Origin of the sequence: Ewingella americana ATCC 33852 (assembly GCF_000735345.1) — a bacterium.
GTDB lineage: Bacteria > Pseudomonadota > Gammaproteobacteria > Enterobacterales > Enterobacteriaceae > Ewingella > Ewingella americana.
The window spans coordinates 135,917-148,464 of sequence record NZ_JMPJ01000066.1 but is presented as its reverse complement, the minus strand read 5'-3'; the positions used below and the strand labels follow the sequence as shown (position 1 = coordinate 148,464).

The 12,548-nt window shown below is 56.0% G+C and carries 7 protein-coding genes; 6 read left to right on the top strand and 1 reads right to left on the bottom strand.

The genetic code is table 11. The features are described from left to right. The first annotated feature begins 55 nt into the window (after window positions 1-55). From glgB to GEAM_RS17265, 6 genes are all read left to right on the top strand, one after another. A complete protein-coding gene (gene glgB, locus GEAM_RS17290) occupies window positions 56-2,242 on the top strand; it encodes a 1,4-alpha-glucan branching enzyme (protein ID WP_034793922.1) in 2,187 nt (728 codons plus the stop codon). Further along, complete coding sequence (gene glgX / locus GEAM_RS17285; RefSeq protein WP_034793919.1) at window positions 2,239-4,230, top strand: glycogen debranching protein GlgX; 1,992 nt, start codon at window positions 2,239-2,241, stop codon at window positions 4,228-4,230. The genes glgB and glgX overlap by 4 nt, the downstream gene beginning before the upstream one ends. 79 nt (window positions 4,231-4,309) lie before the next feature. Then, window positions 4,310-5,587, top strand: coding sequence for a glucose-1-phosphate adenylyltransferase (gene glgC, locus GEAM_RS17280; RefSeq protein ID WP_034793916.1), 1,278 nt, complete (start codon window positions 4,310-4,312; stop codon window positions 5,585-5,587). Window positions 5,588-5,765: 178 nt separating this feature from the next. Then, entirely contained in the window at window positions 5,766-7,202 is a 1,437-nt protein-coding gene (gene glgA / locus GEAM_RS17275) for a glycogen synthase GlgA (protein ID WP_034793913.1), read from the top strand. A 40-nt stretch (window positions 7,203-7,242) separates the two neighbouring features. Beyond that, a complete protein-coding gene (gene glgP / locus GEAM_RS17270) occupies window positions 7,243-9,690 on the top strand; it encodes a glycogen phosphorylase (RefSeq protein WP_034793910.1) in 2,448 nt (815 codons plus the stop codon). A 233-nt stretch (window positions 9,691-9,923) separates the two neighbouring features. Beyond that, entirely contained in the window at window positions 9,924-10,724 is an 801-nt protein-coding gene (locus GEAM_RS17265) for an NYN domain-containing protein (RefSeq protein ID WP_034793907.1), read from the top strand. A 63-nt stretch (window positions 10,725-10,787) separates the two neighbouring features. Here the strand turns inward: GEAM_RS17265 and glpD are convergent, their stop codons facing one another. After that, entirely contained in the window at window positions 10,788-12,299 is a 1,512-nt protein-coding gene (gene glpD, locus GEAM_RS17260; protein ID WP_034793905.1) for a glycerol-3-phosphate dehydrogenase, read from the bottom strand. Window positions 12,300-12,548 lie beyond the last annotated feature (249 nt).

Below are 12,548 nucleotides of genomic sequence, written 5' to 3'. Positions count from 1 at the left end.
TCATCTGTCTGATGTCATTGAATTTATTGATTTAATTAATCATAGGACGAAATTCATGTCAGTTCTTCCCGATCAGCACGTTATTAATCAGCTTATTTCTGGCCACTACGCTGATCCTTTTTCCTTACTGGGGATGCACGCCGTCGCGGCGGGCATTGAAGTTCGCGCTCTGCTGCCAGACGCTGATCAGGTTTGGGTAGTTGATGCCGACAAGGGCACGCAGGTTTGTGAGCTGCGCCGTTATGACGATCGCGGTTTTTTTGTCGGCGTGATCCCGCGCCGTAAGAATCCGTTTCGCTATCAGTTGGACGTGCGTTGGGGCGAAAACACTCATCGCCTCGACGACCCCTATCGCTTCGGCACTCTGTTGCAGGAGTTGGATATCTGGCTGTTGGCCGAGGGCACGCACCTGCGGCCTTATGAAAAACTGGGCGCGCACCCGCAGGTGTTAGACGGTGTCGAAGGCGTGAGTTTTGCCGTCTGGGCGCCGAATGCCACGCGAATCTCGGTGGTCGGTGAGTTCAATTACTGGGATGGTCGCCGCCATCCGATGCGCCAGCGCCGTGAGAATGGCATCTGGGAGCTGTTTATCCCCGCCGTTAAGCAAGGCCAGCTCTATAAATATGAAATCATTGATTGCCGTGGCCATGTTTCGCTGCGCGCTGACCCTTATGCTTTTGAAGCCCAGATGCGCCCTGAGACGGCTTCTCTGGTGCGCCAACTGCCTGAAAAGGTGCCATTTTCCGCTGAGCGCAAGAAAGCCAACGCCTTTAACCAGCCGGTTTCGGTTTACGAAGTGCATCTCGGTTCGTGGCGTCGCCATACCGATGACAATTTCTGGCTGAGCTACGGCGAACTGGCCGAGCAACTGGTCTCCTACGCCAAATGGATGGGCTTCACTCATATTGAACTGATGCCAATTAACGAGCATCCGTTCGACGGCAGCTGGGGCTATCAGCCGCTCGGCATGTATGCGCCGACCCGCCGCTACGGCACGCCGCAAGAGTTCAAAGCCTTTATCGACGCTGCCCACGACGCCGGGCTGAACGTGATCCTCGACTGGGTGCCGGGCCATTTCCCCAGTGACGCCCACGGGCTGGCGCAGTTCGATGGCACCGCGCTGTACGAATATGCCGATCCGCGCGAAGGCTATCATCAGGATTGGAACACGCTGATTTACAACTATGGCCGCCACGAAGTACGCAACTATCTGGCGGGTAATGGTTTTTACTGGATTGAGCGCTATGGCATTGATGGTTTGCGCGTCGACGCCGTGGCGTCGATGATCTACCGCGACTACAGCCGCAAGCCGGGCGAATGGGTGCCCAACCACTATGGCGGGCGGGAAAATCTCGAGGCGATCTCCTTCCTGCGCTACACCAACCAGACCATCGGCCGCGAGTTGGATGGTGCAGTCACGCTGGCGGAAGAGTCCACCGACTACCCCGGCGTCACCATGCCGCCGGACGCCAACGGCCTCGGTTTCCACTACAAGTGGAATATGGGCTGGATGCATGACTCCCTCAATTACATGCAGCTTGACCCTGTTCACCGCAAATACCACCACCACCTGATGACCTTTGGCGTGCTCTACGCCTACAGCGAGAACTTTATTTTGCCGCTGTCGCACGATGAAGTGGTACATGGCAAAGGCTCGCTGCTCGACAGAATGCCGGGCGACACGTGGCAGAAGTTTGCCAATCTGCGGGCCTATTACGGCTTTATGTGGGCCCATCCGGGCAAGAAACTGCTGTTTATGGGTTGTGAATTCGCCCAAGGTCGCGAATGGGATTTCAATAACAGCCTCGACTGGCATTTACTGGATGACCAAAACGGCTGGCACAGCGGCGTGCAGCATTTAGTGCGCGATTTAAACCACGTTTACCGCCAGCAGTCGCCGCTGTATGAGCTGGATTTCAACCCGCGCGGCTTTGAATGGCTGGTGGTCGATGATCATGAGAACTCGGTGTTTGCCTTTGCCCGTCGCGACGAGCACGGCAACGAAATCATCGTGGTCAGCAACTTCACGCCGGTACCGCGCTACGATTACCGCATCGGCGTCGGGCGTCCGGGGCGCTATCACGAAGTGCTCAACACCGACTCCCACTTCTATCGCGGCAGCAATGTCGGCAACGGCGGCGATATTTACAGCCATGCCCACCACCATCACCAGCGCGAACACTCCATCTCGCTGACCATTCCTCCGCTGGCCACTCTTTATCTGCGGCGGGAGGATCTATGAATAAACTCCAACCCGGTCAATCGCAGCCTTTTGGCGCCACCTTGCAGTCAGATGGCGTCAACTTCAGCCTATTTTCCGCCCATGCTGAGAAGGTCGAGCTGTGCCTGTTTGATGAAGCGGGCAGCGAGCAGCGCTTAACCTTGCCGGGGCGAACCGGCAATGTGTGGCACGGTTTCCTGCCAAACGCCAAGGCAGGGCAGCGCTACGGTTATCGGGTTTACGGGCCGTTTGAACCGGCTCAGGGGTTACGTTTCAATCCTAAAAAACTGTTGATTGACCCAAGCGCGCGCGCCTTAGAAGGGGAGTTGCGGGACAACGCGCGGCTGACCGGCGGCATCGACGCGCCGGACGAAAAAGACAGCGCGGTGGCCGTGCCGAAGTCAGTGGTGGTCAATGACGCCTTTGACTGGGGCGATGACGCGCCGCCCGCCACGCCGTGGAGTGAAACGGTGATTTATGAGGCGCACGTTCGCGGTTTGACTCGCCAGCATCCGCGCATTCCGGCGGCGCTGCGCGGCACTTACGCCGGGCTGGCGCATCCGGTGATGCTGCAATATCTACAACACTTGGGCGTGACCGCCATTGAGCTGTTGCCGGTGCAGCATCACGCCGACGAGCCGCGCCTTCAGCGGCTTGGGTTAAGTAATTACTGGGGCTACAACGTGCTGGCGCCATGCGCGGTGGAATCACGTTACGCCAGCCGCCACAAAAACCTATCGGCATTGAACGAATTTAAAGCCGCGGTAAAAGCGCTGCATCAGGCGGGAATCGAAGTGATCCTCGACGTGGTGTTCAACCACAGCGCTGAGCTGGACGTCGATGGGCCCTTTATCTCTTTCCGTGGCATCGATAACGCCAGCTGGTACTGGCTGCGCGAAGACGGCAGCGACGACAACGTGACCGGCTGCGGCAACGCGCTGCGTCTGGTAGATGACGAAACCATCGCATGGACGCTCGACTGCCTGCGCTACTGGGTGAGGGAGTGCCACGTTGACGGCTTCCGCTTTGATTTAGCCACGGTGCTCGGCAGAACGCCGACCTTCGACACCCAATCGCCGCTGTTCGCCGCAATTCAGGCCGACGACGTGCTATCGGGTTGCAAGCTGATTGCCGAACCTTGGGACATCGGCCCCGGCGGCTACCAGTTGGGGCATTTCCCCGCGCCTTTCGCCGAGTGGAGCGACCTGTGGCGCGACGACATGCGCAAATTCTGGCTGCACGGCGACCTGTCGCTGGGGCAGTTCGCCCAACGTTTTGCCGCCTCCGCCGACCTGTTCAATCACGATGGGCGCGCGCCCTATGCCAGCGTCAACATGCTTACCGCCCATGACGGCTTTACCCTGCGCGACCTCGTGAGCTTTAACGACAAGCACAATCAGGCCAACGGAGAAGATAACCGCGACGGCCACAATGAGAATTACAGCCAGAACCATGGCGAAGAGGGGCTGAATGCCTCGCCTGAGGTGCAGCATCAGCGCTGGCTGAGCCAACGCGCTCTGCTGGCCACGCTGCTGCTGTCGCAGGGCACGCCGATGCTGCTGGCGGGCGATGAGCAGGGCCACAGCCAGCAGGGCAACAATAATGCCTATTGTCAGGATAACGCGCTGACGTGGCTCGACTGGAACCACGCCGATGAAAGCCTGACGGCGTACGTGGCGGCGCTGATTGCGCTGCGCAAGAAGATCCCCGCTCTGTCCCGTTCTTCATGGTGGCAAGCCGAGGGAGATGACGTTGAATGGCTGGACCAGCAAGGCCAGCCGATGAGCAATGAGGGTTGGGAGCATGGCCCGCAGCAGTGGCTGCAAATCCGCCTTTCGGGGCGCTGGCTGGTGGTTCTCAACGCATCGCTTAACGATGTTGATACGCAATTGCCCGCAGGGAACTGGCGCCCGGTTGCGCCATTCGCTGAGGGAGCACCGCCGGTCAGGGAGGGCGGAATGTGGTGTGCGCAAGCGAAAACCCTATCTGTACTGGAGAGCGGCGAATAAGTGATTAACAACCAATCGTCGAGCACCGCGACCTCTTCGGCACAGCGCAACGTCAGCAGAGTGATGCAAGGAGTTCATCATGAGTAAAACAGAACATCGAGACCCGGTCATGCTGGCAAGACAGCTGCCGCTCAAGTCCGTGGCGCTAATTTTGGCCGGAGGACGCGGTTCGCGCTTGAAAGATTTAACCGCCACGCGGGCCAAGCCTGCGGTGCACTTTGGTGGCAAATTCCGCATCATCGATTTTGCCCTGTCGAACTGCCTAAACTCGGGCATTCGTCGCATCGGCGTAATCACGCAATATCAATCACATACTCTCGTTCAGCACATTCAGCGCGGCTGGTCTTTCCTCAATGAGGAGATGAACGAGTTCGTCGATTTACTCCCGGCGCAGCAGCGCCAGAGTACGGAGCATTGGTACAAAGGCACCGCCGACGCGGTGTATCAGAATCTGGACATTATTCGCCGTTACGAGGCGGAGTACGTGGTGATCCTGGCTGGTGACCACATCTACAAAATGGACTACTCGCGCATGCTGGTGGACCACGTGGAAAAAGGCGGCGAATGCACCGTGGCCTGTCTGGCGGTGCCATTGGCAGAAGCCAGTGAGTTTGGCGTGATGGACGTCAGCGAAGACTTTCAAATCAAAAGCTTCCTCGAAAAACCGCAGGAGCCGCCCTCTATTCCGGGCCAGCCGGACATGGCGCTGGCCAGCATGGGGGTCTACATTTTTAATGCGGATTACCTTTTCCGCCTGCTCGAAGAGGACATGGCGAGCGAAGAGTCCAGCCATGACTTCGGCAAAGATCTTATCCCGAAAATTACGCGTCAGGGCGCGGCCTGGGCCCATCCTTTCAGCCTCTCCTGCGTAACGCAAAACAGCGAGCAACCGCCGTACTGGCGCGATGTCGGTACGCTAGACGCCTACTGGCGAGCCAATCTGGATTTAGCGTCGGTGACGCCAGAGCTGGATATGTATGACCGCTCGTGGCCTATTCGTACCCATATGGAGCCGCTGCCACCGGCCAAGTTTGTGCAAGACAGGTCGGGCAGCCACGGCATGACCATGAACTCCTTGGTGGCCGGGGGCTGCATTGTCTCTGGCTCGGTGGTGGTCAACGCCGTGCTGTTCCCGCGCGTGCGGGTGAACTCGTTTTGCAATATTGATTCGACAGTCTTGCTGCCGGACGTCAACGTCGGCCGCTCCTGTCGTCTGCGTAACTGCGTGATCGACCGCGCCTGTCATATCCCTGAGGGCATGGTGATTGGCGAAAATGCCGATGAAGACAGTAAACGTTTTTATCGCTCAGAAGGCGGCGTAGTGCTGGTCACCAGGGCGATGTTAGCGAAATTGTAATACCCGGCATGTTGCAGCCCAACGCGTTGGGTAGGCCGGTGAGAAGTGAAAAGCTGATTACATGAAATGAACGTGGTCCGGGACGGTCAAGAGGGAGAATATTGACGTCTGCCCCGATAATATTTGCTCGCCATTTCGGCCCTAATCCCGTGATGGCGGTGATGATTCAGGAGCGCGAATGCAGGTTTTACATGTTTGTTCAGAGCTGTTCCCCCTGTTGAAAACGGGCGGGCTGGCTGACGTCGCGGGTGCGCTTCCCGCCGCACAAATTGAAGGGGGGACTGACGTTCGCGTCTTGATTCCGGCGTTCCCTGATATCAAACGCGGGCTGGGTGAGACGCAGGTCGTGGGGCAACTTGATACCTTTGCCGGGCAAGTGACGCTGCGTTACGGCGTCTATCAGGGCGTGGGGATCTATATTATCGACGTCCCGGTGCTGTATGAGCGCCCCGGCAGCCCGTATCACGATCAATCTCTCTATGCTTACCCGGATAACCATCTGCGTTTTGCGCTGCTGAGTTGGATGGCGGCGGAGCTGGGGGCCGGGTTCGACCCCGCGTGGCGGCCGGATATTCTGCAATCCCACGACTGGCACGCCGGGCTGACTTCCGCCTACGTGCGCGCGCGTAACCTGCCGGTGAAAACCGTCTTTACCGTACACAATCTGGCGTTTCAGGGGCTGTTCGAAAGCCACCATTTGCAGCAGCTGCAAATCCCGCAAGAGTTCTTCCAGATGCACGGTCTGGAGTTTTACGGCCAGATCTCTTACCTCAAGGCCGGGCTGTATTACTCCGACCACGTCACCACCGTCAGCCCAACCTACGCCAAAGAGATAACCCGGCCTGAGTTTGGTTACGGCATGGAGTCGCTGCTGCTGGAGCTGGAGCGCGAAGGGCGCCTCACCGGCATTCTCAACGGCGTAGACGATGCTATCTGGCAGCCGCGCAATGACGTGCTGCTCTCGGCCCGCTACGACGCCGACGACCTGCGCTCTAAAGCCATCAACAAAGCCTATTTGCAGCGGGCGATGGGGCTGGACGTCGATGACTCGCGGTTGGTGTTCGCCGTGGTCAGCCGCCTGACCAGTCAAAAAGGGCTAGATCTGGTGCTGGAAGCCCTACCTGATCTGCTGGAGCGCGGCGGCCAACTGGCGCTGCTCGGCGCGGGTGATGCCGTATTGCAGCAGGCATTTTTGGCGGCGGCGGCGGACAATCCGGGGCAGGTTGGCGTCCAGCTGGGTTATCACGAGGCGTTCTCGCACCGCATTATTGGCGGCGCGGACGTGATCATGGTGCCGAGCCGCTTCGAGCCTTGTGGCCTGACTCAACTCTACGGCCTGAAGTACGGCACGCTGCCGCTGGTGCGCCGCACTGGCGGGCTGGCTGACACCGTGGTGGACTGCGCGCTGGAAAATCTGGCCGACGGCACCGCCAGCGGTTTTGTTTTCGAAGAGGCGAACGGCAAGTCATTGGGTAACGCTATTCGTCGAGCCTTTGTTCTCTGGAGCCGGCCAAAGCATTGGCGGCACGTGCAGCATCACGCCATGGGAATCGACTTCGGCTGGCAGGTAGCGGCTCAGGCCTATCTGTCTCTTTATCAACGCCTGTTGTCATAATGGCCGCGCAGCGGCATGACTTGATTGGGAACGCAACGCTATGACCTCACCGTTTAATTACACATCGCCTACTGTCAGTGTTGAAGCGCTGAAACACTCTATTGCCTATAAGTTGATGTTTATCATCGGCAAAGATCCTTCTATCGCCACCCAGCACGACTGGCTCAACGCCACGCTATTTGCCGTGCGCGACCGCATGGTAGAGCGCTGGCTGCGCTCCAACCGCGCGCAAACCTCGCAAGATGTGCGTCAGGTTTATTATCTTTCGATGGAGTTTTTGATTGGCCGCACCTTGTCAAACGCGCTGCTGTCGATGGGCATCTACGATGACATTAAGCAGGCGTTGGATGAAATGGGCTTTGACCTTGAGGAGCTGATCGGCGAAGAGAATGATCCCGGCTTGGGCAATGGCGGGTTGGGGCGTTTGGCGGCCTGTTTCCTTGATTCACTGGCGACGCTGGCGCTGCCGGGCCGTGGCTACGGCATTCGCTATGAATACGGCATGTTCGCGCAAAATATCATTAATGGTCAGCAGATGGAGTCGCCGGACTACTGGTTGGAGTACGGCAATCCGTGGGAATTCCAGCGCCACAGCACCCGCTACAAAGTGCGTTTCGGCGGGCGTTTGCAGCATGAAGGCAGCAAAACCCGCTGGCTAGAAACCGAAGAGGTTATCGCGCTGGCTTATGATCAGGTTATCCCCGGTTTCGACACCGACGCCACCAACACGCTGCGCCTGTGGGGCGCGCAAGCCAGTAACGAAATCAACCTCGGCAAGTTCAATCAGGGCGACTACTTTGCGGCGGTGGAAGACAAAAACCACTCCGAAAACGTGTCCCGCGTGCTCTACCCGGATGACTCCACCTACTCGGGCCGCGAGCTACGTCTGCGCCAAGAGTACTTCTTGGTGTCGGCCACCGTGCAGGACATCCTCAACCGCCACTACGTCACGCACCACACTTATGAGAATCTGGCGGACAAAATCGCCATCCACCTTAATGACACTCATCCGGTACTCTCCATCCCTGAGCTAATGCGCCTGCTGATTGACGAGCATAAGTTCAGCTGGGAGAAGGCGTGGGAGACGGTGACGCAGGTGTTCTCCTACACCAACCACACGCTGATGAGCGAGGCGCTGGAAACCTGGCCGGTGGATATGATTGGCAAAATCCTGCCGCGCCATCTGGAAATTATCTTCCAGATTAACGATCACTTCCTCAAAGAGGTGGCGGTGAAAGTGCCGGATGACAGCGGCATTCTCTCCCGCGTGTCGATTATTGATGAAGGCAATGGCCGCCGCGTGCGCATGGCGTGGCTGGCGGTAATTGCCAGCCATAAAGTGAACGGCGTGTCGGCGCTGCACTCGGAGTTAATGGTGCAGTCGCTGTTTGTCGACTTCGCCCACATCTATCCAGACCGTTTCTGCAATAAAACCAACGGCGTGACCCCGCGCCGCTGGCTGGGGCTGGCCAACAAACCGCTGTCGAAAGTGCTGGATGACGCCATCGGCCATAACTGGCGTACGGACCTGAGCCAGTTGGAAGAGCTGAAACAGAATATCGACTACCCAAGCTTCCTCGAGGCGCTGCGCAAGGCCAAGCTAGAGAACAAAAAGCGGCTGGCGCTGTATATCGCCCAGAAGCTCGACGTGGTGGTGGACCCGAAAAGCCTGTTCGACGTGCAGATTAAGCGCATTCACGAGTACAAACGCCAGCTGATGAACGTGCTGCACGTTATCACGCGCTATAACCGCATTATCGAAGATCCGGACGCAGGCTGGGTGCCGCGCACGGTAATTTTCGCCGGCAAAGCGGCTTCGGCCTACTACGCGGCCAAGCAAATCATTCGGCTGATCAACGATGTAGCTGCGGTGATCAACGAAGATCCCCGGGTGCGCGACAAACTCAAAGTGGTGTTCATCCCGAACTACAGCGTGAGTCTGGCGCAGATCATTATTCCGGCGGCGGATCTCTCCGAGCAGATCTCGCTGGCGGGCACCGAGGCGTCCGGCACCAGTAATATGAAGTTTGCGCTCAACGGCGCGCTGACCATCGGCACGCTGGATGGCGCCAATGTCGAAATGCTCGAGCACGTCGGCGAGGAGAATATCTTTATCTTCGGCAACACCACCCCGCAGGTCGAGCAGCTGCGCCGCGACGGCTACAACCCGCATACCTACTATGAGCAGGACGCCGAGCTACACCAGGTGCTGACCCAGATTGCCACCGGCGTCTTTAGCCCGAATGAGCCAAAACGCTACAGCAATCTGTTCGACACGCTGGTCAACCTTGGCGACCATTACCAGCTGCTGGCGGACTATCGCAGCTATGTCGACACCCAAGACAAAGTGGATGAGCTTTACAAACAGCCCGAGGAGTGGACGCGCCGCACCCTGCTGAACATCGCCAACATGGGCTACTTCTCCTCCGACCGTACAATTCAAGAATACGCGGACGAGATCTGGAACATTAAGCCGATTAAGCTGTGATGAGGTGATTGGTAATTACCGGAACAACTTAGCTGGATGAATAAAAGGCACATGAAAATGTGTCTTTTATTATTTCGAGGCTTATCTAAAAGCCATTAAATTAAGATTAAATTATATTGACGGCCTCTGAATAAAAGCTTAATTTTCACACAGCAGCCCAGCACTGTTCGTAGATAATAGTTAGGATCTACTCAACGGTTCTGGGCTTTTTCATATCAAAGGAACTGATAAGAATGAAAAAAACGGCAGTTATGATCGACGGCGGGTATTTTATTCGCCGCATAGATTACTTTTTGAGAAAGCATTTTTCTGGACTGACAATCGATGCGGCGCAGCTAGTAAAAATCATTTGGCGTATCGTTAGATTTCATTTGGACTCCCCACACGGCAGACATGCCGAGCTAGAGCCTCTCGCGCTTTATCGTATCTACTATTATGACTGCCCACCTCTTGATAAGCAGATTAAATTTCCACTTCCTCTTGAAGGCCATAAAACACCTTCTACGAAAAACTTTAAAGCCCATGCTCCAAATGTTTTACGCAATGAATTACATGAAGAATTAAGGCGTAATCGCAAAACTGCTTTAAGAATGGGAGTGTTATCTACAACGGGCCAGTGGCAGGTAAAAGAAAGAAGGTTGAAGCAACTTATCAATAATGAAGTTAGTTGGAATGAACTCACCAACGATGATTTCTATTATGAATATAAGCAAAAAGCTGTCGATATAAAGTTAGGGATGGATATCACTATTTTGGCCCATGAAAAACTGGTGGATGTCATTATCCTGCTTGCAGGAGATGCTGATTTTGTTCCTGCTGCAAAGCATGCTCGAATCAAAGGCGTTGATTTTATTCTTGATCCAATGCATCAGAAGGTATCTGCATCATTATCGGAACATGTTGATGGTGTTCAGTCTAGCAACATCGTTGTCGCTATTGCGGATATCTGTAAGATTCAACCAACACATAAACCCGAATGGTGGGAAGCACATGTTGATCGTAGAAGAGAGAAACGTAGCCAGCGGGCGAGTTAGCTGTCGTCTCAGAGATAAAAAAGGCATCCATCTGGATGCCTTTTTGCTAGCTAGCCGCGGTGATTAAGAGGCGAGCGAGATGTCTTTCTTCTGCAGCTTATTGGCTGCCAGCCACTCGGCGACGCGTGCCTGTTGGGCTTTATCCAGCCACATGCCGAGCTTGGTGCGGCGCCAGATGGCGTCGTCGAGTTCGCAAACCCACTCTTTCTCCACCAGATAGCGCAGTTCGGCTTCATACAGACCGTGACCGAAATCTTCGCCCAGTGATTCAAGGCTGGTGGCGTCGGCGATAAACAACTCGGTCTGGCTGCCGTAAGTGTGGGTATAACGGCGGGCCAGCGACTCAGGTAACCATTTGAAACGGCTTCGTAAATTAGCTGCGTAGGTTTCACGGTCACCGCCAAGTTTACCCCCCGGCAGCACAGCGTTTTTGGTCCACGCTGGGCCTGCTTTCGGATAGTACTTGCCCAGTTTCTCCATCGCGTGCTCAGCCAGCTTACGGTAAGTGGTCAGCTTGCCGCCGAACACTGACAGCAGTGGTGCTTTGCCGTTTTGGTCGTGAACGTCCAGCGTGTAGTCGCGGGTCACGGCCTGTGGAGAATCTGATTCATCGTCGCACAGCGGACGAACGCCGGAGTAGCTCCAGACGATATCTTCCGTGGTCAGCTGTTTCTTAAAGTGGTCGTTATACACTTTCAGCAGATAGTTGGTCTCTTTCTCGTCGATCTGCACGTCTTTCGGGTCGCCGTGGTACTCCACGTCAGTGGTGCCAATGATCGAGAACTCGTCCAGCCATGGAATAACGAACACGATACGATGGTCTTCGTTTTGCAGAATGTAGGCCTGCGGCTGATTGTGCGCGCGTGGCACAACGATATGGCTACCCTTGATCAGGCGGATGCCGTATGGCGATTTCAGTTTCAGGCCGTCGTCGAAGAAGTGTTTCACCCACGGGCCGGTGGCGTTAACCAGACCCTTGGCGCGCCAGGTGAAGGTTTTGCCGGTATCGACTTCTTCGGCTTCTACCATCCACATGCCGTCTTCGCGCCATGCGCGAGTGACTCGGGTGCGAGTACGAACTTCGCCGCCGCGTTCTTCCACTTCCTGAGCGTTAAGTACGACTAAACGCGCATCATCAACCCAGCAGTCAGAGTATTCGAAACCTTTGGTCAGCTCCGGCTTCAGCACGGAATCCGCGCCAAATTTCAGCCCTTTACTGGACGGCAGGCTGGTGCGTTTGCCCAAATGGTCGTACATAAACAGGCCGATGCGGATCATCCAAGCCGGGCGCAGATGAGGCTGGTGCGGTAGGCGGAAGCGCATTGGGAAGGCAATGTGTGGCGCAAGGCGCAGCAACACTTCGCGCTCGGCCAGTGCTTCACTGACCAGACGGAATTCATAATGTTCGAGGTAGCGTAAGCCACCGTGAATCAGTTTTGAGCTAGCTGAAGAGGTTGCGCAGGCCAAGTCTTGCGCTTCCAGCAGCAGAACGGACAGCCCGCGGCCAGCCGCATCCGTAGCGATGCCAGTACCATTGATACCGCCACCGATTACGATCAAGTCTTTGGTTTCCACGTCATCTTCCTCCAGATGTTCGTAATAGCTCTTTTATGTTCGTTTTCGCTCATGATTGTAATCGAGAAACACCAAACAAGCCAAGCGTTAACCAAATAAAAACATTTAGGCGTGATGTAGGTAACATAATTTTGGCGCTTTAGCGCAATCAGATTAAAGAATAGACAAAGATGGCAGGAATTCGCGCGGTGCTTTTCGTAATTGCTCGTTTAAGACTGTAAAGGAGGGGGAACAGCGAGCCGGACGCGC

What these genes read in the sequence shown, in the direction of transcription:
- glgP (WP_034793910.1), top strand. Translation starts at nt 7,243, where the DNA reads ATGACCTCACCGTTTAATTACACATCGCCTACTGTCAGTGTTGAAGCG.
- glgX (WP_034793919.1), top strand. Translation starts at nt 2,239, where the DNA reads ATGAATAAACTCCAACCCGGTCAATCGCAGCCTTTTGGCGCCACCTTG.
- glgB (WP_034793922.1), top strand. Translation starts at nt 56, where the DNA reads ATGTCAGTTCTTCCCGATCAGCACGTTATTAATCAGCTTATTTCTGGC.
- glgC (WP_034793916.1), top strand. Translation starts at nt 4,310, where the DNA reads ATGAGTAAAACAGAACATCGAGACCCGGTCATGCTGGCAAGACAGCTG.
- glgA (WP_034793913.1), top strand. Translation starts at nt 5,766, where the DNA reads ATGCAGGTTTTACATGTTTGTTCAGAGCTGTTCCCCCTGTTGAAAACG.
- GEAM_RS17265 (WP_034793907.1), top strand. Translation starts at nt 9,924, where the DNA reads ATGAAAAAAACGGCAGTTATGATCGACGGCGGGTATTTTATTCGCCGC.